This window comes from Arthrobacter sp. AQ5-05, from assembly GCF_003287975.1.
In the GTDB taxonomy this organism is placed as follows: Bacteria; Actinomycetota; Actinomycetes; order Actinomycetales; family Micrococcaceae; genus Paeniglutamicibacter.
This window is the reverse complement of record NZ_QMKQ01000002.1, coordinates 25766-46789: the sequence shown is the minus strand read 5'-3', so window position 1 is coordinate 46789 and position 21024 is coordinate 25766. Positions and strand designations below refer to the sequence as shown.

Sequence of the window (21024 nt, the reverse complement as noted above, 5' to 3'; positions counted from 1 at the left end):
CGTTGCGGTTGCCGCAACAATCGTCCATGGCGGCTCGCCCGGGCACCGGCGCGGGTTCCCCAACCGTCACCCACTTCTCCTAGGCTTGGGTTTTGGCCGACGGAGCATCCGCATCCGTTGCCGCCGGCATTGCCCCGCACTTGATGAGGATTTTTCGTGAAAAAACGCGCCCTGTTGTTGTTCCCGCTCGCCGCCGCCCTGCTGCTCACCGGCTGCGCCGAGGCCGGCTCCACCGCCGCGGCGGCCGGGCAGCTGGACGCCCAGGCTTTGTCCGATATCGCCAACGAGGTCACCGGGGACAACAACAAGGCGGTCATCATCGACGGGGAATCGCTCAAGGCCCAGATTCCGCTGGCCGAAAAGGCCCGCAAGGCCATGAAGGTCACCCCGGAATCCTGCACGGAATTCGTCGGTGGCGACATCGCCGAGGAACTGGAAAAGATGAACGTGGTTTCGGTGTCGCTGCCCGGAGCCACACCGCTCCAAGGAGTCCAGGTGGGACTGGCCTCCTACAGCGATCCGGCGGATGCGGCGGCCAACATGGCCCAGGCCGATGAGATCCTCAAGGACTGCGCCAATTTCTCCTTCTCGTTGCAGGGTCAGGAAACCACAATGGGCGTCAAGCCGCTGTCGGCCAAGACCACCGCGTCGAAGACCTCCGCCATCCAGACCAGCACCAGCGCCTCAGACACCACGATCTCGACGGTGTCGGTCAATGCGCTGGAGGGGCAAAACGTCATCACGGTCGCCGTTATGGGCGGAACCGACACCCATCAGGACATCGCCCAGGCCCAGGAACTCGCCGACACCGTGCTCAAGCTGGTGGAAGAAAAGACTTCCTAGGCACCGGGCCCAACCACCTGGGAACCTTTGCCGAAGAATTCATCTTTTGACTGGCTTTAATGTGTATTGTGTTGCCCGGGGCCGCAAACCAGGTGGCCGGCACCGTGTTCCACGCACACGTTTCGGGGGAGAAAATGAAGAAAACACACTGGTGGGCCTTGCCCATCGCCGCAACGCTAGCCGTCTCAGGGTGCGGGGGAGCAGCGGCTCCCGAAGTGGCCGCGCAGCCCAGCCAAACCTCCGGCGACGAAGCGACGCCGAGCACACCGGCACCATCCGCTGAACCGGGGGCCGCCGATCAGGCAGCGGCCGAGCCCCCTGCACCAAGCAGCAGCGCCGAGGCCGAAACCACCCAGAGCCCCAAGGGCTCCCGGGAATCGAAGGCAACCCCCGGCCGACAGCTCACGGTGAAGGAACTGGGCAAGGTGGCCGAGGCAATCCGCAAGGCGGGCGGCCAGGACGGCACCAAGATCCTCGATGATGCCGAACTGCGGGCCAGCGCGCCGATGATCGAGGATATCCTTTCGGGAATGCAGGTGGACCCGGCCGAATGCGGTTCATTCGCCTTGGCCGGCGTGAGCGAGATGATGGACCGGGTCAACATGGCCGCCGTCGTTTTTCCCGCCGACGCCAATGACCTGTCGACCAGCGTGAACCTCGGTTCCTACGACTCCGCCGATGTCATCGAGCAGGCGTTGGCCCAGTCCGATGAGAGCAGCACCAAGTGCAGCGAATTCACCCTCTCCATGCAGGGCCAGGAAGTCTCGGCGGTCGTGGAACCAGCCAAGGCCAACACCTCGGCGACCACGACTCTGGCTACCGTCACCAACGTGGAAATGATGGGCCAAAACATGCAGACCCTCACGGTTACCGGGTACAAGGGACAAAGCAACGTCACGGTCAACATCTCCAATGCCAAGAACCTTTCCAAGGCGGTCAAGGAATCCGAGAACTACATCGACCTCGCACTGCTGCAGATGGAAGGCAAATAGGCACCCGCCCGCAGAACGCGCCACCGGCGGACGGCCGCCGCCGGGGAAGTTGGCACATGCACCGGGCCGGGCGGACTTCGATGCCAAGGCGCACCGGGTGGGCCACGTAAGATGGGACAAGTGCCTTGTGGCACCATGCTTCGCCCGCGGCTTGCCGTGCGCGCAAGACATGGTCCGCCTGCCCGAAGCGCGCACGGCCCCGAGTCGGCCGCCACGGCCTGCCGGTGCACCAAAGATTTGCACTCCCACCACTATGTTGTGGTCTGGAAACAGGCCGCGGAAATGGAAAGTTAGCGTGGTCCTCAAGCTCTCCACACTGTTCCTGCGCACGCTGCGCGAAGACCCGGTCGATGCCGAGGTCGCCAGCCACAAGCTGCTGATCCGCGCCGGATACATCCGCCGTGCCGCACCCGGGATCTACACCTGGCTGCCGCTGGGCCTGCGCGTGCTGGGCAAGGTGGAAGCCATCATCCGCGAGGAAATGAACGCCATCGGTGCCCAGGAAGTCCATTTTCCGGCCCTGCTGCCGCGCGAACCCTACGAGACGACCGGCCGCTGGACCGAGTACGGCGAGGGCCTGTTCCGCCTGCAGGACCGCAAGGGAGCCGACTACCTGTTGGCCCCCACCCACGAGGAAATGTTCACGCTCCTGGTCAAGGACCTGTACAACTCCTACAAGGACCTGCCGGCCTACCTGTACCAGATCCAGAACAAGTACCGCGACGAGGCACGTCCGCGCGCGGGCCTGTTGCGCGGCCGCGAATTCATCATGAAGGACTCCTACTCCTTCAACATCGACGACGAGGGCCTCGAAGAGGCCTACCAGGCCCACCGCGCCGCCTACATCAAGATCTTCGCGCGCCTCGGCCTGGAAATCCTGCCGGTCTTCGCGACCGCCGGGGCCATGGGCGGGTCCAAGTCCGAGGAATTCCTGCACCCGACCCCGGTCGGCGAGGACACCTTCGTGCGCTCGGCCGGCGGCTACGCGGCGAACGTGGAGGCGGTGACCACGATCGTGCCCGAGGACATCGACTTCACCGACGCCCCGGCCTTCGATGTCAAGGACACCCCCGACACCCCGACCATCGAGACCCTGGTCGCCTGCGCAAACGAGGTCGCCCCGCGCGCCAACGGCGCCTGGACCGCTGCCGACACCCTGAAAAACGTGGTGTTGGCCGCCAAGCTGCCCACCGGCGAACGCCGGCTGGTGGCCATCGGCCTGCCCGGGGACCGCAACGTGGACCTCAAGCGCGTCGAGGCCAACATCTCATCCCACCTGGAAACCGGTGGCGAGGTCGAGCTCGAGGCAGCGACCGAGGACGACCTGAAGAAGCACCCGACCCTCATCAAGGGCTACATCGGCCCGGCCCTGGGCCTGGACAACGCCGTGCTGGGCCTGGAAGGTTCCTCCAAGATCCTGTTCCTGGTCGACCCGCGCGTGGTCTCGGGCACTTCCTGGGTCACCGGCGCCAACGAATCGGGCAAGCACGTCTTCGGCCTGGTGGCCGGGCGCGACTTCGCTTGGGACGGCACCATCGAATGCGTCGAGGTCCACGCAGGGGACCCGGCACCGGACGGATCCGGCCCGCTGGAAACCGCCCGCGGCATCGAGATGGGGCACATCTTCCAGCTCGGGCGCAAGTACGCCGAGGCCCTGGACCTGAAGGTGCTTGACCAGAACGGCAAGCTCAAGATCGTCACCATGGGCTCCTACGGCGTGGGCGTGACCCGCGCGGTCGCCGCCCTGGCCGAGTCCAACCACGACGAGAACGGACTGGTCTGGCCGCGCAACGTCGCCCCGGCCGACGTGCACCTGGTGGTCACCGGCAAGCAGGCCGAGCTCTTCGAGGCCGCGCAGAAGATCGCCGACGAGCTGCACGCAGCCGGCGTCGAGGTCATCTACGACGACCGGCCCAAGGTCTCTGCCGGCGTGAAGTTCTCCGACGCGGAGCTCATCGGCGTGCCGACCATCGTGGTCATCGGCCGCGGCCTGGCCGACGGAGTGGTGGAGGTCAAGGACCGCGCCACGGGAGAGCGCACCGATGTGGCAGTGGACACCGTGGTGTCCGAGCTCATCGCGCTCGTCAAGGGCTAGACATGTTCGACGCGGCGGCGCTGCTTGATGGTTCCGGCCTGGAAGGACTCACGGCCGGAACCATTGCGCTGATCGTGCTGGCCGGCTTTGCCGCCGGCTGGGTCGACGCGGTGGTGGGCGGCGGGGGACTGCTGCAGCTTCCCGCCCTGCTGCTGGTGCCGGGCATCTCCCCGGTGCAGGCGCTGGCCACCAACAAGATGGGTTCCATCTTCGGCACCACCACCAGCGCCATCACCTACTACCGCCGCGCCGCCCCGGATCTGCGCACGGCCATCCCGATGGCGACGGTCGCCCTGGCCGGGTCCTTCGGCGGGGCGATCCTGGCCACGCTGCTGCCTCCGGAGGTGATCAAGCCGGTGATCATTGCCGCGCTGATCGCCGTGGGGCTGTTCACGCTGTTCAAGCCAACCGCGGGGGAACTGACCCGGCTGCGCTACACCGGAGGCCGGCACTACGCGGTGGCCGGGGTGATCGGGCTGGTCATCGGCGGCTACGACGGGCTGATCGGCCCGGGCACCGGGTCGTTCCTGATCATCGCAATGGTCGCGTTCATGGGCTACAACTTCCTTGCCGCCAGCGCCAAGGCCAAGATCGTGAACATGGCCACCAACCTCGGCGCGCTGGCGTTCTTCCTGCCCACCGGGCACCTGCTGTGGGGGCTCGGGCTGGTCCTGGGCGTGGCCAACATGTGCGGCGGCTACCTGGGCGCGCGCATGGCCGTGACCAAGGGCAGCAAGTTCATCCGGATCGTGTTCCTGTCCGTGGTGGGTGCGCTGATCCTCAAGCTAGGCTACGACGTGCTGTTCCCCGCTGCCTGACCGGCCCCGGGGAGGTACCGGATATCCGGTGCGCTCGGTAGGCTGGGCTTGCAACGCCAGATTGGTCCACGACGCACGACCGGGAGCAGCAGATGGCCTTGGCAGGCGAGAAGGCCGCGTACCCGATGGGGACCCGCGGCCCGCGCATTCGCGACGACAGCTACATGGTTACCCTCGGACTGGGAGTGTGGCTCACCTTGTTGATTTCTGCCGGCATGCTGTTGGCCGGATTCGTGCTGCACACCATCTGGGTCACATGCATTTCAGTTCCCTTTTTCGTGGTTGCATTCGCGTCCGCCCGCTTGTTCGCGCGCCTGCACTGGAATTGCGCAACCCGCGCCCCCGTCATGGGTGCGATCCTGGGGTGGGCATTCTTGGCGCCGATCTGGGCGCTGGCCACCATGGCCGCGAATGCCGTGGCCGGCGTTGAGGATCCCGAAGTGTTCATGCCCGAGACGTGGCTGTGGGCCTTGGTTCCACTGGGCGCAGTGCTTGTCGTGGCCGGCATTAGGCAGCGTACGAACGGGCGGGACTTCCGCTAGCCAATGCCGCGTCCGACTGTGTGCGCGCTGGTCCTGCACGCCCGGCTCAGACGGGTTGTTCCCGGCTGCTTGGCCGGATCCAGAAGGTTCGCCCCGACCAACATGCGCGTATCGCGTGGAGTCTCGGTCCTGAAGCTGCTGGTAGCACCGGTCATACCGTTGGCGACATGACCGGTGCTACGAGCGGGTGGACTTCCTGTGAAGAGCGGGAGCCCTCGGAACCAAGGACATCGACGGATATGCCGATCGACCGGCCGAGGATCGCTACAGGCCGGTCTTGCTCACCCCGTGTTCTGCCTGCTTCCGCGTGTAGCCCTCGAAAATCAGCTGTTCAACCAGCCCGTTTCGGGAGAACGCCGTGTAGTCGAGGTAGTTTTCGGCGGCCTTCGCAGCCTGCTCGTTCCAATTCACTTTCACACGGTCTACTGCCCACGTGGCGTCCTTGGTCGAGTAGTCCTCGAACTTCAATTGCGAGATCAGCCCCTTGCGCGAAAATGCGGTGTACTCGAGATAGCTTTCGGCGGCCCGAAGTGCGTTTTGCTGACTCACGGTTCCAGCCTCCGCCTCTGCCTTGGCGCTGGCTGCGGCCTCGGCCTTCGCTTCTTCCTTGGCCTTGGCGCTGGCTTCCGCTTGGGCCTTGGCAGTGGCGTCGGCTTCCGCCTTGGCCGCTGCCTTCGCCTCTTCCTTGGCCTTGGCCTTGGCGTTGGCTTCCGCTTCCGACTTGGCGCTGGCTTCGGCTTCGGCCTTTGCACTGGCCTCAGCCTCAGCGGCTTGGGTGACGCCAGGCGACGCAACGGCAGCTGCCGTGGTTTCAGGTGCAGGGGACGACGGATCGCCGCTGCCACCACAGGAGCCCACGATGAATGAAAGGACGACGACGCCGACGACGCCGATGCCAATCTTCCTACCCCGACCCAGCGGCTTCTTCGGTTTCTGCGGAGCAGGGGCCGAGAATCCGCTGACGGAAGGTCCGAAATCCGAGGGGCCGGGTGCCGGCGAAGGAACCGCACCGGTTGAGGGTGCTCCGGGCATCACCGACATGTACAGGTACGGATTGGCCGAAAACCCGGGAGGCGGCATCGCAGGGTGGCCGGTGCGATTGTCCACCCACATGGGCCAACCGGCCGGCGGGGCACCCCAAGCCGGTTCCGGAACCCACGACGGCGCGGGCTTGAAATCGGCCGGAAGGTACTGCAGCCAGAGCGGTGGCGGATTGAAACGAACAGACATGGTTCCCGCTGATGACGGTTTCGAATCGGAGCTCCCATTTCCCCCGGGAGCTCCTACAGCGACCATAGCCCCGAGCACAGATGATTTGGGGCATGTGAAGGAGCCGGCTTCAGGATCCTGGTCCTCAGGAATTTTCGCAGTGGAGTCTTTCCTGCCGGTGGGCAATCGGGACGTTGCTTGACGCGGAAGCTCCGAGCCCGCATTCGTGGACGGCCGGCGCAGGGAGAAAACCAAGTTGGCCATGACGCAGCAGCAGTAGGTGGGGTCCCTGGGTCAGGATTCGGGTCTGGCCTTGGTGGCACCGTTCTGGATTATTGCCGCCCCGGCGGCTATCCGGCAGGGGGGCTTCCGTCCGCGGGCTTCGGTGCTCCGGCCACGGCGGTGAAGTCGGGAACCTTGCCGGTGACCTGCCTGGCCTGCAGGCCCTGGGCCCAGGCGGCGTTGAACAGGTAGGCCCGGGGTTCCCCGGCCTGGCTGGCGGCGGCGTCCCGCAACAACAGCGCCAGTTGCGCCTCGCCGCTGCGGGCGGCATCCATGGGGTTGGAGATGGCATCGGCCGGCAGCTGGTAGGCAGGCTGCCGCAAGGGTTTGCAGTCGTGGGCGGCATCAAGCTGCTTCTCGAGGGCGTCGGCGAATACCACCAGCACCTCGGACCTGTTCCAGGCAGCGGTGCGCAGCCCGGCGCTGGTTCGTGCGCCGGCAACGTCATAGGCGTATCCCATCCGGTAGGCCGCATCGATGACCTCGCCCAGCAGTTGCCCCGAATCCGTTGATCCGGTGGCCTTGCTGTCGGCCGGGTCCGGGGCCGGGCAGGCGGAGAAGGTGAACCCGGGCATTTTCGCCGCGGCGGCCTTGTCCACGGTGGGCCCCGCGGCGGGAGCGCCCGTGGAGGAGGCCGAAGCGGGGGAAGCCTCCGAGGAGGGAGCCGTTGCCTGTGAAGCCAGTTCCATGGCCGGGGTGGGCAACGCGTCGATGGCCGCCTGCGGGGCCCCCGCGGCGGAGAGCACGGTACGGGCCTGCAGCACCAGTTCGAACCCTGCACCGGAGAGCCTGCGCGCCTCTTGCTCCGGGGCGGTCAGCGCCTCGTGCAGCAGGCCGTTGCCGGCACCGGCCAGGCGCGAGGAAAACTCGGCAGGCGTCAACGGGGGAACCGCGGAGGGTGGGGCATCGGTGCCCGCAGCGGCGCCGGCTGAGGCCGCTGCGGCCTCCAAGGCGCCGGGTGTGAGTAATTCGACATGCCCCGCCAGCATGGACCGGGCACCCTGCAGCGCGGCGGTGGTCTTGGCACCGGTGGAGGTGGCAGCGTGCTCGAGCATGTAGTCGACGGAATCGAGCAGCACGGGCAGTTCGTCGGTGGCCTGCGGAGGCACCTCGATGATCGGTTCGGTGCCAAGAATCCGTTGCCATGTAGGGGATTCCCGGTTCAGGTAGACCCCGGTGCCGAGGGTGGCCGCGGCTACGGCAACAACCGCCGCCACGGCCAGCACGCGGACCGTGGTGCGGGGCCTGCGGGGTGCGGGGGAAACGGGGTGCCTGGGGTCCATTGGGTGCTGATCCATCACCACCGATCATCCCATGGACCCGGGCCGCGGGGCGGCAACCGGGAATCGGGCAGACGGATGGCCCCAAAAGTCGCTACCCTAGGATTCACAACATCGAATAATGTGGGAGGACTTTCATGACCGGCAAGCCGGCAGACATCCAGCTCGAGGCGGCCCGCCTCACCGAACTACTGGAGCCCACCGTTGCCTCCCACCAGTTGGTGCTCGAAGAAGTCCAGGTGCGCCGCGCCGGGGACCAGCGCATCGTGCACGTGGTGGTCGATTTGATCGACGGCACCGACGGCATCGAACTCGACGCGGTGGCAGAGGTTTCCCGCTCGATCTCCGAGGCATTGGACAAGGACCCGCACGACACCGCGGATCCGTACGAACTTGAAGTATCTTCCCCCGGAACCTCGCGTCCGCTGACCTTGCCGCGCCACTGGAGCCGCAACGTCGGGCGCATGGTGAAGGTCAACGTCATCGGCGAGGACAACCTGCTGGGCAGGCTGACCGCCGTGGACGGGGACGGCATCACCATCGTCCCGGAGATCGAGGTCAAGAAGGGCATGAAGCCCAAGCAGGGCGAGACCCGCACCATTGGCTTCTCGTCCATCCGCCGCGGCAACGTCGAGGTGGAGTTCACCCGGGCCGAGGCCGCGGCACTGCAAGAACTAGAGCTTGATCCAGAAGACGACGAAAACGCGGAGGCCTGAGTTGGACATTGATATGAGCGCGCTGCGCATGCTTGAAAAAGAGCGCGAAATCCCGATCGACGTGCTGATCCCCACCATTGAGCAGGCCCTGCTCATTGCCTACCAGAAGTCCCCGGGTGCGATGCCGCAGGCACGCGCCGAGGTCGACCGCCGCAACGGCCACGTGACGATCTTTGCCACCGAGACCGAGGAAGACGGCACGGTCGTGGGCGAGTTCGACGACACCCCCACCGGATTCGGCCGCATTGCCGCCTCGACCGCACGCCAGATCATCCTGCAGCGCCTGCGCGACGCCGAGGACGACAACGTGGTGGGCGAGTTCAAGAACAAGATCGGCGAGATCGTCTCCGGGCAGATCCAGCAGGGCAACAACCCGATCATGGTCCAGGTCAACCTGGGCGTCGTCGAGGCCTTGCTGCCGCCGCCCGAGCAGGTGCCGGGGGAGAAGTACACCCACGGCAACCGCATCCGCTGCTACGTGGTCGACGTCAACCGCGGCCCCAAGGGCCCGGCAGTCACCCTGTCGCGTTCGCACCCGAACCTGGTCCGCCGGCTCTTCGAGCTCGAGGTCCCGGAGATCGCCGACGGCGCCGTGGAAATCATGGCGCTGGCCCGCGAGGCCGGCCACCGCACCAAGATCGCCGTGCAGGGCAACGTCCCGGGCCTGAACGCCAAGGGCGCCTGCATCGGTGAAATGGGTTCGCGCGTGCGCGCCGTGATGACCGAGTTGAACGACGAGAAGATCGACATCGTCGACTACAACGACGATCCGGCCAAGTTCATCGCCTCGGCGCTGTCCCCGTCCAAGGTCGTCTCGGTGACCATCATCGACGAGTCGACCCGCTCGGCCCGCGTCGTGGTTCCCGACTACCAGCTTTCGCTGGCCATCGGCAAGGAAGGGCAGAACGCCCGCCTGGCGGCCAAGCTCACCGGCTGGCGCATCGACATCGTCTCGGACGCCGTCCCGGCCGAGTAGCAGCATCCAGCCATCAGGCCGCCGCGCCCGCAGGCCCGTTGACACCCCCCGCGGGGGGAGCCAACCGCCCGGGGCCGGCGGTCTTTTGCTTGCCTGACAGGGCCTGCGGGCCATCGGCTTCGAAGCGAGGTCCACGTGTCCCACGGCACGCTCCACGAAATGCCGAAACGCGCTAGACTTGTCTGTGGTCCACTATGCATAGTGGTAAATCGAATGCGGGAGAAGATCCAACGTGTCATTGCAGCAACAGCCGCAGCGCACGTGCATCGGTTGCCGCATCGTGGTGGACCAGAACCAGCTGACGCGCTGGGTCTTGAGGGCGAAGGACGGCAAATCCGTCCCGGTGCCCGATCCGACCCGTCGTCTCGCCGGGCGGGGTGCTTGGCTGCACCCCAACCCGGAATGTGCCCAACGTGCCGTGCAACGCGGGGCATTCGCTCGGTCTTTTCGGACCAACGTGGATGTCTCCTCACTTGTGGCGGAGCGGCGGGCCAAGGACAGGACCCAACCTGGGAAACCGGCCTTCACAAACGTCCAACCTGAAAGCGGGTCAGAAATCTGATGGAAACCCGATGAGTTCCAAGCGATGAGCGCCTAACGATGAAAAATCGCTTATGCGTCGCAGCGCCTGTGGCATCCGTTTTGGATGCTGGGCTAGACAGCAAACGTTGGTTCGTGCCAAAAACTTCTTGAGAAGTGGTGCGGACCTTCAGACAGGAGAAATGTGGCTAAGGTCCGCGTACACGAGCTCGCCAAAGAGCTCGGAATCACTTCAAAGGATGCAGTTGCCAAACTGCAGGAAATGGGCGAGTTCGTCCGTTCCGCATCCTCAACCATCGAGGCACCGGTCGTGCGCAAGCTGCGCACCGCGTTCCCGAACGCTGCCCCGGCAGCACCCAAGGCAGCCCCGGCCGCCAAGGCTCCGGCCGCACCGGTGACCCCGGGCGCAGCCGCACCGAAGCCGGCCGGCACCGTTCCGGCACCGGCCCCGGCAGCAGCAGCCCCGGCCGCAACCGAGGCGCCAGCCGCCCCGGCAGCACCGGCCCCGGCCGCCGACGCAGCAGCACCGTCGGCCTCGGCCGCACCGCGTCCGGGTGCCAAGCCCGGCGCACCGCGTCCGGGCAACAACCCGTTCTCTTCCCAGCAGGGCATGCGCCCCGCCGGTGAGAACGCGCGCCCCGAGCGCACCGAGCGTTCGGACCGCCCGGCTTCGGCCCCGCGTCCGGGTGCCAAGCCAGGTGGACCGCGTCCGGGCAACAACCCGTTCGCATCCCAGCAGGGCATGCGCTCCGGCGGCCCCGGTGCAGGCGGCCCCCGTCCCGGCGGTCCCCGCCCGGGTGGCCCGCGTCCCCCGGCCGCTGCCGGTGGTCCCCGTCCCGCAGCAGGCGCCGGCGGTCCCCGCCCGGCAGCCGGTGCAGGCGGCCCCCGTCCGGCCGGTGCCGGTGGACCGCGCCCCGCAGGCGCAGGTCCGCGCACCCCGGGAGGCGCTCGCGCTACTCCCGGCATGATGCCCAACCGCACCGAGCGTCCGGCTCCGGCCGGTGCACGTCCGGGTGGTCCGGGCCGTGGCGGCCCGGCACGTCCGGGTGGCGCACCAGGCGCCGGCGGCGCTCCGGGAGCAGCCGGAGGCGGCGGCGGCTACAAGGGCGGCGGCGGTCCGAACCGCGGTCGCGGTGGAACCCAGGGTGCCTTCGGCAAGGGCGGCGCAGGCCGCGGCAAGCAGCGCAAGTCCAAGCGCGCCAAGCGCCAGGAACTTGAGCAGATGAGCGCTCCGAGCCTCGGCGGCGTCAGTGTGCCCCGCGGCAACGGCACGACCGAGGTTCGCCTCCGTCGTGGCTCGTCGATCACCGACTTCGCCGACAAGATCAACGCCAACCCGGCAGCTCTTGTCACGGTGCTCTTCCACCTGGGAGAAATGGCCACCGCCACCCAGTCCCTGGACGAGGCAACCTTTGACGTCTTGGGTGCCGAGCTCGGCTACGTCGTCACCGTCGTGTCCCCCGAGGACGAAGAGCGCGAACTGCTCGCCTCGTTCTCGATCGACTTTGACGCCGAGCTTGAGGCCGAGACCGATGACATGCTTGAGGCACGTCCGCCGGTGGTCACCATCATGGGTCACGTTGACCATGGTAAGACCCGCCTGCTGGATGCGATCCGCAAGTCCAACGTCATCGAGGGCGAAGCCGGCGGCATCACCCAGCACATCGGTGCGTACCAGATCCACCACGTCCACGAAGACATCGATCGTGCGATCACCTTCATTGACACCCCGGGCCACGAGGCGTTCACCGCCATGCGTGCACGTGGTGCCAAGGTCACCGACATCGCCGTGTTGGTTGTTGCAGCGGATGACGGCGTCATGCCGCAGACCGTTGAGGCGCTCAACCACGCCAAGGCCGCCGGTGTTCCGGTTGTCGTGGCAGTGAACAAGATCGACAAGGAAGCCGCGAACCCTGACAAGGTCAAGGGCCAGCTGGCCGAATACGGCCTGGTTCCGGAGGAATACGGTGGCGACACCATGTTCATCGAGGTCTCTGCACTGCGGAAGCTCGGTATCGACGAGCTGCTTGACGCGGTGCTGCTGACCGCCGATGCCGCGTTGGACATGCGTGCCAACCCGGACAAGGACGCCCGAGGCATTGCCATCGAAGCGAACCTCGACAAGGGTCGCGGCGCCGTGGCAACCGTGCTGGTCCAGTCCGGTACCCTGGCCGTCGGCGACACCATCGTTGCCGGTACCGCACACGGTCGTGTGCGTGCCATGTTCGACGAGAACGGCGAGAACCTCGACGTCGCACTGCCCTCGCGCCCGGTCCAGGTCCTTGGCCTGTCCTCGGTGCCGCGTGCAGGCGACACCTTCCTGGTGACCGACGACGAGCGCACCGCTCGCCAGATCGCCGAGAAGCGCGAAGCCGCGGACCGCAATGCGGCCCTGGCCAAGCGTCGCAAGCGCATCACCCTGGAAGACTTCGACCAGGCCGTTGCCGACGGCAAGATCGACACCCTCAACCTCATCCTCAAGGGTGACGTTTCCGGTGCCGTGGAAGCCCTGGAAGATTCGCTGCTCAAGATCGACGTGGGAGAAGGCGTGCAGCTGCGCGTCATCCACCGCGGCGTTGGCGCAATCACCCAGAACGACGTCAACCTTGCAACCGTTGACAACGCGATCATCATTGGCTTCAACGTCAAGCCTGCCGAGCGCGTTGCCGAAATGGCCGACAAGGAAGGCGTCGACATGCGCTTCTACTCGGTCATCTACGCTGCAATCGATGACATCGAGCTGGCCCTCAAGGGCATGCTCAAGCCGGAGTACGAGGAAGCCCAGCTGGGCACCGCGGAGGTCCGCGAGGTCTTCCGTTCATCGAAGTTCGGCAACATTGCCGGCTCGATCGTTCGCTCGGGCACCATCCGCCGAAACACCAAGGCACGCGTCCTGCGCGATGGCAAGGTCATCGGCGAGGGTCTGACGGTGGACTCGCTCAAGCGGTTCAAGGACGACGCCACGGAGGTCCGCGAGGGCTTCGAGTGTGGTATCGGCCTGGGCTCGTTCAACGACGTCAAGGACGGCGACACGATCGAGACCTACGAGATGCGTGAAAAGCCCCGCGTCTAAGCCCCGCAAGGCATAGACCCTGACGGTGGGGGCCGCAGCCCAAAAGGCTGCGGCCCTTGCCGTCAACCGCATTACCTCGTAGTTCCGCAAAACGTGTCAACAGAAGGAGTGATCATGGCTGATTCGGCTCGCGCCGCAAAGCTGGCCCAACGCATCAAGGTGGTTGTAGCCCAGGCACTGGGCAAGGCCGTGAAGGATCCCCGCGTGGAGGCCATCACGGTCACCGACGCACGGGTGACCAACGACCTGCAGCATGCCACCATCTACTACACGGTCTTTGGCGACGACGAAGCCAAGGCCGATGCAGCGGCGGCCCTGGCGAAGTCCAAGGGCGTCCTGCGCAAGGAGGTCGGGAAGAACGTCACCGTTCGCCTGACCCCGACCCTGGAATTCGTCGCAGACGAAATCCCGGTCAACGCCTCGAACCTCGAGGCGCTGCTTCGGGTTGCCAAGGCCAAGGACGCCGAGGTTGCCGCGCTGGCGGAAGGCAAGAACTTCGCCGGCGACGCCGACCCGTACAAGCGTGACGAAGAAGAAGAGGACGACGCCTAGGCGTCATCCCGTCCGCCCGGTTCCCCGGGCAGCAAGAAGCCCCGCAACGGGATCCTGGGAAACCAGGGACCCGTTGCGGGGTTTCTGCGTTCGGTGCGCAAGGCTGCGGCCGTGGTGCTACCTGATGCGGGCCGTCACCAGCTTCGGCCGCACTATCCGTTGTTGACCGCCCGCGGTGCCCCGATGCCCGGATTGATCTGGTGCGGACCGGATGCCGACGGCCTCACATCAAAGTCGAACATCGCCGTGGGCAGGTAGACCGTTGAACACGAGTTCGGGATGTCAACCACGCCGGACAGCCGGCCCTCGATCGGTGCGGCGCCCAGCAACAGGTAGGCCTGCTCCGGGGCGTACCCGAATTTCGACAGGTAGTCGATGGCGTGCAAGCAGGCACGTTGGTAGGAGAGGTGCGAATCCAGGTATTTCTGCTCCCCGTCCAAGGTCACCGAGGTTCCGGAGAATGCCAGCCATTCGCTGAACTGCGGCTCCACACGGCCCGGCATGAAGATCGCGTGCTCGGATACGCCGTAGGTGTCCATACCGCCCTTGAGGATGTCCACGCGCAGGTCGATGAACCCACCCATCTCGATTGCGCCGCAGAAGGTGATTTCACCGTCCCCCTGTGAGAAGTGCAGGTCTCCGACCGAAAGGTTCGCGCCGTCGACAAACACCGGGTAGAAGATCCGCGACCCCTTGGAGAGGTTCTTGATGTCCTGGTTTCCGCCGTTTTCCCGTGGTGGTGCTGTCCGTCCGGCTTCCCCTCCCACCCGGGCCCACTGGTCACGGGGCAGCCCTCCAAGAATGGCGTGTTCGGCCTCGGGCGGCAGGGCCAGCGGCGGCATGCGGTGCGGGTCGGTGGCAATCAGGTCCCCTTCGCGCTTGTTCCACTTGGCCAGCAGCGCCGCGGACGGTGCGGTGCCCATGAGCCCGGGGTGGATGATGCCCTCGAACTTGACCTCGGGGACGTGCCGGGACGTGGCCACCTGCCCGGTGAAGTCCCAGATGGCCTTGTAGGCGTCGGGGAACTGGTCGACGAGGAAGCTGCCGCCGTTGTTCTTGGAGAAGATTCCGGTGTAGCCCCAGCCTTGTCCGGCCAGCGGACCCGAGTCTTCCTGCGGGATCGGACCCACATCGAGGATGTCTACGATCAGCAGGTCACCGGGCTGGGCGCCTTCGACCCGGAAGGGCCCGGAGAGCTTGTGCACGGTCAAGAGCGGGGCATCGAGGATGTCTTGGGCGGAGTCGTCGTTCTTGATGGCGCCGTCGAACCACTCGCGGCAGTCCACGCGGAAGACGTCGCCGGGTTTGACCACGGCCACCGGCGGGATCTCCGGGTGCCAACGGTTGTGTCCGAGTTTCTCCTGGTCTTCGAACTTCTTGGATGAATCGAGAGGGAACAATACTTCGGGCATTGCATTTCTCCTAACGAACTTTGCTTGCTGGGTATGTTCTTCGCGGCTTAGGGCCGGGGAAGCTTTTGGTGCAGCGGGTTGTGCGTGTACCGGGAGGGCTGCGCCTTGCCGCCGGCGGGAAGCCGGCTTGAGACCACCTCGGGTTCATGTGCGCTGCGCTTGGTTGAATCAATGAGCTTGAACTCCGCCGAGCCTGATATCGAGAGCTTCGGTGCACTGATCCGGCGCCGCGATTCCTGCCCACACGAGGGACAGTCCAGCACCTGTGGGGCCTGGCTCATCGAGAACGAGGCCTCGAACCGGGTGCCTTCGGGACAACGGAACTCATACAGCGGCATGGGTGGACCTCCTGGTGTGGACACGGGTGGGATGGGACGGAAGGAACAGGTGCGTGGTGGTGGCCGAATGGAATCAACCGGCCCGGGGCGCAGGGACCGGCGGTTCGGCCGGAGCGTTGCTGGATGCGCGGCGGCCCATGGCGAACGAGAAACCCAGGGCGACGAGCCCGGCGGCGGCCATCCACAGCGCGTTGGGAACGGTGGACTTGAAAGCTCCGGTCAGCAGCAAAAGTGCGGGAATCGTGGCGGAAATGTGTGCCACGGTCAACGTGAACCAGCCGGTTGCAATGGTCAGGTTGTCCATGTGGAGCCCCAGGAGGAGGAAGAACATGAACCACAGCACCGCCCACAGATACCACATCACGGCCGTGACCGGATCCTGGAAGTGCACGGCCAAGACCGTGCCGAAGACGACGGCGCACACCGCAACGAAAAGGGAGAACCAGCCCAGCCCGTCACCGGGCAGGTCGTACAGCTGGTTGATGCCCACGTACAGGTAGGTGAAGGCAAAGAGGTAGAGCCCCGAGGCACCGAAGATGACAGCCGGGTCCTCGTTGGCCTGGGCAATGATGATGGTGGGGAAGATCGTCTGCATGCCTCCGACGAAGAGGTTCATCAGGGCGCCGGACTTCCCGGGCACCTTGCCAATGAGCATGAGGCCGTTGATGAAAAGGACAGCTCCGACGTACAGCAGGCCGACGTTACTCAAGTGAACATCCTTCAAACTCTTATGTGGGTTGAGGGGTGGAGCCCCGGCGGGTATAAAAACCAAACCCTGCCGGGTATATCACGAGCTGCCTCCAATGTATCCACAAGCCTTGAGAAAGGTCAACGGGCGTTCCGGGACGCCCATGAAGCGATACACGAAGCGGGCCACGGTCTGGCCGAAGGCCCGCAATGGACGGCGAATTGTCAATGGCAACGCAGTGCAACAGTGGGTTCCGGCCCTACCGTGCACCAGCTGCGCGTGGGATGCCAGGGATCTGGGAGCCATGGGACAGGGTGAGTTCGGCGGAACGTGGCTGGCGCCGTCCCGTTCCATGGAGCGAGCGGTGTACCCGGACCTGGTGCAAGTCATGTCGAGAAATCGATGCGCGACAGGTCGGGAAGCCCGTCTCGCCTCAAGGCCTTGGAATCCAGAGGGCGTCCGGCCCGAAAGAGATTTCGGACAGGACGAAGCCCCGGAGGCGGTCCTTGGTGAGAGGACCTCCGCCGGGGATCCTCCAGTGCGACATCAACCTTGTGGCGACGACGCACGAGCTACCTGATGCGGGCCGTCACCAGCTTCCCGGAGGGTGTCAGTGCCTCGGTGCTGGCAATCAGCTTGTGGTTGTGGATGGCGACATCGCTGGCCAGCAGTGCCGGCAGCACCGTCACGGCCTTGCCCTTGATGATCTTCGCGACGCCACCGCCGAAGAGCTCGGTCACGTAGACACTGCCCTTGTTATCAAGGGCGATGCCGGTGGGGGCGTTGAGCCCGGTGGCGACGGTGTAGGTCTTCTTCGAATGCAGGTTCATCTTGTAGACCTTGCCCACGGACATGGATTCGCCCGGTACCCCCGGCAGCACGGTGTAGTAGAGCCAGTTGCCATTGACCGTGATGTCGGTGGGAACAGGCTGGGCCCAGTACTTGTGGCCTAGCATGCAATCGGGGACGACCATGCCCATCTGGGCACCGGCGGCCTGCACGGCCTTGGTGATGAGGATGGGTTCGGCCGGAACCTTCTTGACCAGGGAGACCTTGCCGTGGTTGTTCACGTGCAGGATGGCGTTGGCGCCGGAGTCACCGACGTACAGGCCGTTGCGGGCCGGGACGCTGGAGTACGGGTGCGAGTAGAGCTCACCGGTGGAACGCAGGTACGGGGCCTGGTCCAGGCACGACTTGGAGACATCCCGGACCCCGTAAACGGTTTTGCCATCGGGATCGTGCTTCTTTTCGAAGGCGGCCATGTCGGTGACGGTGCGGGTCTTGCCCTTGTGGTTGAGGGTCTTCAGCAATGCGGGCGTGAGACCGGCCGGCGGTTCCGAACCGTCGGATCCCGCGTTTTCAAAGTAGTACGTGGTGCCTCGGGCGTAGGAGAGTCCGACGATTTCCTTGCCCGGTGCCGAGACGAGCGTGGTCTTCTTGCCGGACGGCGAAACGGAGGTGACCATGCCGGCCATCGATTCGGCAACCAGGATGTTGCCGTGTGGCCCGAAGGCGACCTTGAGTGGGCCGCCGAGCCCGGTGGCCAGGGTCTTGACGTTGGTGATGGCCGGTGCCGGCGGATGGTGCTTGTTGTTGTGGGCCTGGGCGGGGGCGACACCGAGTGTCACCGTCAGGGCCGAAGCGGCGGCTACTGCCGCAAATACGCGAAACTTCATGATGGGGTGTCCTAGTCAAGAGAACTGGACGCGCCGCTTGGTTGCGGTGCGTGGACTATTGAACTGGCTCGTTTCATCACGCGACAGGGCCCAGGGCAACGGGCCGAGGGCCGCTGCCGGAATTTGGCGGTGCGGGGCAACGTCAATGGCGGGCGAGTGACGCCGATGAAGAATCTTACGAGTGGATGCCGTGAAAACGGGACGAGGGTGTTGGCGCCCCCAGCTGCACCTTGCCCGACACATGTGATCCGGCCATGGCCAGATAGTCAGAAGGCTAGGACGAGGATGCAAGGAAGTCAATGGAAAGCGTGCGCTATTAGTTTTTGCCAGCGATTCGGTGTTGTTGCAGCAGTATTCCGGACTTTACCGGCCACGAGCCGCCTGGTTGCCGCAGGGGGTGCAGTGGTCGGGCCGGGCATGTGCCGAACGGCGAGATCACCTGGGCTTGAGGCCCCGCCCGGGTCCGTCGGGCACGATGCGGTCGTGGCATGCGGCGGTGGCCTCGGGCGGGATGGGCGGTGCGCCGGCGTGCAACCTGTTGCTGATGCCAAGGGCCGAGACGATGCCGGCGGCGACCAGGAGCAGTGCCGTCACCAGCACCACCCGGTGGAAGCCCGCGGTATCCAGCACCGGCCCGGTGACCAGTCCGACCGCGGCAATCGCGAGCAGCCCGGCCACCCGGGACACCGCGTTGTTGATGGCCGAACCGATGCCGCTCTGCGCCGGGTCGATGGCACCGAGGATCGCGGCGGTCAGCGGCGCAACGGTCACCGCCAGGCCCAGCCCGAAGACCACGACGCCGGGCAGGATCTGCCACCAGTAGTCCAACGGGTCCGCGGTGAAGAGCATCAGCGCGAAGCCCGTTCCTGCCAGCGCCGGTCCCACGGACATGAACAGCCTCGGACCGTACTTGCCTGCCAGCGTCCCGAAGAGCGCCGATAGCGCCAGGGACATGAGCGTCAGCGGGATCGTTGCCAGCCCGGCGGCCAAGGCGGTGAAACCCGCGGCCTCCTGCAGGAAGACCGGGATGATGAATGTTCCCAGCGAGATGCCGGCATAGAACGCGGCGGTGGACAGGTTCCCGATGCCGAAGTTTCGTTCGCGGAACAGGTGCAACGGCATCATCGGATGCCGGGCCCGCGCCTCGCGCCGGATGAAGGCGGCCAGGCACAACATCCCAACGTGAATGGCAGGTAGGCCAGGGGCTCCGCCCAGCCGGGCCCATCCTGGATGATCAGGGCAAAGACCGTCCCGGCGAGCCCGAAGGCCACCAGCAGGGCACCGGGAAAATCGATCGGCGTCCGGGCCTCGGTCTTGGCCGGGTCGTGGAGCCGGGCCAACAGCACCAGGGTGGTCGCTATGGGAACGACATTGATGGCAAACACCAGCCGCCAGGAGACGGTGTCCACCAACAGGCCGCCAAGCAGGGGACCTGCGACGAACGCGGTGCCCGTCCACCCGGTCCAGGTTCCGATGGCGCCCGCCCGGGGGCCCTCCTCGAAGGTGGAGGTGATCAGCGCCAGGGAACCGGGGACCAGCAGGGCCGCCGCGGCGCCCTGCAGCAGGCGGGCTGCGATCAACACGGTTCCTGTCGGCGCCGCGGCGCACAGAAGCGAGGCGATGCCGAAAAGGATGAGCCCGGTGCGCAGGATCCGCACCCGCCCGAAGATGTCCGACAGGCTTCCGGCGACCATGACCAGGGACCCGAGCGTGAGCAGGTAGCCGTCAAGCACCCACTGCTGGGTGGTGATGCCTCCGCCCAGGTCCCGGGCGATGGCCGGCAGCGCCACGTTGACGATCGAGCCGTCCAGGAAGGCAACGAAGGAAGAGAGGATGGCCACCCACAGCACGATTCGTTCATGCCGGCTCACGATCTTCCTCCCCTTTGGGCTAGGCGCCTTTGCCCCGACCGTAGGAGCCGGGCCCCGGGCAAGTCAATGGCAAGCCGAACGATGGACATGTGTCGCCGGGCACGCAACAACGGCCCGCTGGTCCCCGAAGGCCGGAAATCCGAGGATCGCGGAAGTTCCGGGGGAAAAAGCCCCCAGCGAACCGGCCTATACTGGAGGGCGTGAAAACTGCCCCGGAGAACCCCACCCAAGCCATTGGCTCAGGCCTGGTCATCGTCGACAAACCTCAGGGTTGGACGAGCCACGACGTGGTCGGGCGCACGCGCCGGCTGGCAGGGACCCGCAAGGTCGGGCACGCGGGCACCTTGGACCCGATGGCCACCGGCGTGCTGGTGCTGGGCATCAACAAGGCCACTCGCCTGCTGACCTACATCGTGGGCGCCGACAAGACCTACACGGCCACCATCCGCCTGGGCGAGTCGACGATCACCGACGACGCCGAGGGCGAGATCGTGCAGACCCGGATCGCCGCGGCGCTCACCGAGGAGCAGATCCGCGCCTCCATTGCCAAGCTCACCGGCCCGATCGAGCAGGTGCCCTCCTCCGTGAGCGCCATCAAGGTCAACGGCGAGCGTGCCTACGCCCGCGTGCGTGCCGGGGAAGACGTGAAGCTTGCCTCCCGCCCGGTGACCATCCACCGCTTTGAGGTGCACGACATCCGCCGCGAACGCGGCGGCAAGGTCCAGGACATCGATGTGACCGTCGAGTGCTCCTCGGGCACCTATATCCGGGCCCTGGCCCGCGACCTGGGCGAGGACCTGGCCGTGGGCGGGCACCTGACAGCGCTGCGCCGCACCGAGGTCGGGCCCTACACGCTGGATCGGGCCCGGACGCTGGAACAGTTGGCCAAGGACTTCGAGTACCTGCCGCTGGAATTGGCCGCCGACGCGCTGTTCACCCGCCGGGATTTGAGCGAGCACGAACGCTCCGAACTTTCCTTCGGCCGGCGGATCAGCGCGAACGAGACCGAGGAAATGACGGCGGCCTTCGCCCCCGACGGGACCCTGGTGGCACTGCTGAAGAACAAGGGCAAGGAAGCCAAGCCCGAACTCGTGTTCGCCACCGCTTCCTAGGCTGGCAGC

Annotated in this window: 19 protein-coding genes; 11 read left to right on the top strand and 8 right to left on the bottom strand. The window is 66.0% G+C overall.

All coding sequences use genetic code 11. The annotated features are described in order from the left end of the window. Positions 1 to 156: 156 nt before the first annotated feature. From DQ353_RS02830 to DQ353_RS02810, 5 genes are all read left to right on the top strand, one after another. Positions 157 to 843, top strand: a complete 687-nt coding sequence (locus tag DQ353_RS02830) for a sensor domain-containing protein (RefSeq protein ID WP_113761283.1) — start codon at positions 157 to 159, stop codon at positions 841 to 843. Between the two features lie 134 nt (positions 844 to 977). Further along, positions 978 to 1835, top strand: coding sequence for a hypothetical protein (locus tag DQ353_RS02825; RefSeq protein WP_146755185.1), 858 nt, complete (start codon positions 978 to 980; stop codon positions 1833 to 1835). A 295-nt stretch (positions 1836 to 2130) separates the two neighbouring features. Further along, entirely contained in the window at positions 2131 to 3930 is a 1800-nt protein-coding gene (locus DQ353_RS02820; protein ID WP_113761281.1) for a proline--tRNA ligase, read from the top strand. A gap of 2 nt (positions 3931 to 3932) precedes the next feature. Next, positions 3933 to 4748, top strand: a complete 816-nt coding sequence (locus DQ353_RS02815; RefSeq protein ID WP_113761280.1) for a sulfite exporter TauE/SafE family protein — start codon at positions 3933 to 3935, stop codon at positions 4746 to 4748. A 92-nt stretch (positions 4749 to 4840) separates the two neighbouring features. Continuing rightward, a complete protein-coding gene (locus tag DQ353_RS02810; protein ID WP_113761279.1) occupies positions 4841 to 5290 on the top strand; it encodes a hypothetical protein in 450 nt (149 codons plus the stop codon). A 264-nt stretch (positions 5291 to 5554) separates the two neighbouring features. On the opposite strand, the gene DQ353_RS02805 is transcribed toward DQ353_RS02810, so the two are convergent. Together DQ353_RS02805 and DQ353_RS02800 are read right to left on the bottom strand one after the other, a co-directional pair. Further along, positions 5555 to 6397: an Ltp family lipoprotein gene (locus DQ353_RS02805; protein WP_286166567.1), complete on the bottom strand. Its 843-nt coding sequence runs from the start codon at positions 6395 to 6397 to the stop codon at positions 5555 to 5557. Between the two features lie 452 nt (positions 6398 to 6849). Beyond that, the gene (locus DQ353_RS02800) at positions 6850 to 8079 is read right to left on the bottom strand and encodes a hypothetical protein (RefSeq protein ID WP_181578215.1); all 1230 of its coding nucleotides are present in this window, start codon (positions 8077 to 8079) and stop codon (positions 6850 to 6852) included. A gap of 119 nt (positions 8080 to 8198) precedes the next feature. Between DQ353_RS02800 and rimP the strand changes: the two genes are divergently transcribed. The 5 genes from rimP (at position 8199) to rbfA (ending at position 13918) form a co-directional block, all read left to right on the top strand. Next, a complete protein-coding gene (gene rimP / locus DQ353_RS02795; protein WP_113761277.1) occupies positions 8199 to 8777 on the top strand; it encodes a ribosome maturation factor RimP in 579 nt (192 codons plus the stop codon). A 1-nt stretch (position 8778) separates the two neighbouring features. After that, positions 8779 to 9753, top strand: a complete 975-nt coding sequence (nusA, locus tag DQ353_RS02790) for a transcription termination factor NusA (protein WP_113761276.1) — start codon at positions 8779 to 8781, stop codon at positions 9751 to 9753. Between the two features lie 232 nt (positions 9754 to 9985). Then, positions 9986 to 10315, top strand: coding sequence for a YlxR family protein (locus DQ353_RS02785; protein ID WP_286166566.1), 330 nt, complete (start codon positions 9986 to 9988; stop codon positions 10313 to 10315). A 162-nt stretch (positions 10316 to 10477) separates the two neighbouring features. Then, the gene (infB, locus tag DQ353_RS02780; protein ID WP_113761274.1) at positions 10478 to 13366 is read left to right on the top strand and encodes a translation initiation factor IF-2; all 2889 of its coding nucleotides are present in this window, start codon (positions 10478 to 10480) and stop codon (positions 13364 to 13366) included. Positions 13367 to 13480: 114 nt separating this feature from the next. Continuing rightward, positions 13481 to 13918, top strand: coding sequence for a 30S ribosome-binding factor RbfA (gene rbfA / locus DQ353_RS02775; RefSeq protein WP_113761273.1), 438 nt, complete (start codon positions 13481 to 13483; stop codon positions 13916 to 13918). A gap of 152 nt (positions 13919 to 14070) precedes the next feature. Here rbfA and fmdA read toward each other — a convergent pair whose 3' ends face one another. The 6 genes from fmdA to DQ353_RS22490 form a co-directional block, all read right to left on the bottom strand. Further along, positions 14071 to 15330 (bottom strand): formamidase, encoded by a 1260-nt coding sequence (gene fmdA / locus DQ353_RS02770; RefSeq protein WP_113761272.1) that lies wholly within the window; start codon positions 15328 to 15330, stop codon positions 14071 to 14073. Positions 15331 to 15377: 47 nt separating this feature from the next. Continuing rightward, on the bottom strand, positions 15378 to 15668 hold the full coding sequence (locus DQ353_RS02765; RefSeq protein WP_113761271.1) for an FmdB family zinc ribbon protein: 291 nt from the start codon (positions 15666 to 15668) through the stop codon (positions 15378 to 15380). Positions 15669 to 15741: 73 nt separating this feature from the next. Further along, positions 15742 to 16377 (bottom strand): AmiS/UreI family transporter, encoded by a 636-nt coding sequence (locus DQ353_RS02760; RefSeq protein WP_113761270.1) that lies wholly within the window; start codon positions 16375 to 16377, stop codon positions 15742 to 15744. Between the two features lie 551 nt (positions 16378 to 16928). Continuing rightward, positions 16929 to 18032 (bottom strand): ScyD/ScyE family protein, encoded by a 1104-nt coding sequence (locus DQ353_RS02755; RefSeq protein ID WP_113761269.1) that lies wholly within the window; start codon positions 18030 to 18032, stop codon positions 16929 to 16931. Positions 18033 to 18467: 435 nt separating this feature from the next. Further along, complete coding sequence (locus DQ353_RS22495; protein WP_353616658.1) at positions 18468 to 19154, bottom strand: MFS transporter; 687 nt, start codon at positions 19152 to 19154, stop codon at positions 18468 to 18470. Then, a complete protein-coding gene (locus DQ353_RS22490; RefSeq protein WP_353616657.1) occupies positions 19154 to 19903 on the bottom strand; it encodes an MFS transporter in 750 nt (249 codons plus the stop codon). The genes DQ353_RS22495 and DQ353_RS22490 overlap by 1 nt, the downstream gene beginning before the upstream one ends. Before the next feature lie 233 nt (positions 19904 to 20136). On the opposite strand from DQ353_RS22490, the gene truB reads away from it, so the two are divergent. Next, a complete protein-coding gene (gene truB, locus DQ353_RS02745) occupies positions 20137 to 21015 on the top strand; it encodes a tRNA pseudouridine(55) synthase TruB (RefSeq protein WP_113761556.1) in 879 nt (292 codons plus the stop codon). Positions 21016 to 21024: the final 9 nt, after the last annotated feature.

Excerpts from the sequence above, each read along its gene's own strand:
- DQ353_RS02815 (WP_113761280.1), top strand. The coding sequence starts at position 3,933 with ATGTTCGACGCGGCGGCGCTGCTTGATGGTTCCGGCCTGGAAGGACTC.
- rimP (WP_113761277.1), top strand. The coding sequence starts at position 8,199 with ATGACCGGCAAGCCGGCAGACATCCAGCTCGAGGCGGCCCGCCTCACC.
- DQ353_RS02755 (WP_113761269.1), bottom strand. The coding sequence starts at position 18,032 with ATGAAGTTTCGCGTATTTGCGGCAGTAGCCGCCGCTTCGGCCCTGACG.
- DQ353_RS02800 (WP_181578215.1), bottom strand. The coding sequence starts at position 8,079 with ATGGATCAGCACCCAATGGACCCCAGGCACCCCGTTTCCCCCGCACCC.
- DQ353_RS02825 (WP_146755185.1), top strand. The coding sequence starts at position 978 with ATGAAGAAAACACACTGGTGGGCCTTGCCCATCGCCGCAACGCTAGCC.
- DQ353_RS02810 (WP_113761279.1), top strand. The coding sequence starts at position 4,841 with ATGGCCTTGGCAGGCGAGAAGGCCGCGTACCCGATGGGGACCCGCGGC.
- fmdA (WP_113761272.1), bottom strand. The coding sequence starts at position 15,330 with ATGCCCGAAGTATTGTTCCCTCTCGATTCATCCAAGAAGTTCGAAGAC.
- DQ353_RS02765 (WP_113761271.1), bottom strand. The coding sequence starts at position 15,668 with ATGCCGCTGTATGAGTTCCGTTGTCCCGAAGGCACCCGGTTCGAGGCC.
- rbfA (WP_113761273.1), top strand. The coding sequence starts at position 13,481 with ATGGCTGATTCGGCTCGCGCCGCAAAGCTGGCCCAACGCATCAAGGTG.
- DQ353_RS22495 (WP_353616658.1), bottom strand. The coding sequence starts at position 19,154 with ATGCCGTTGCACCTGTTCCGCGAACGAAACTTCGGCATCGGGAACCTG.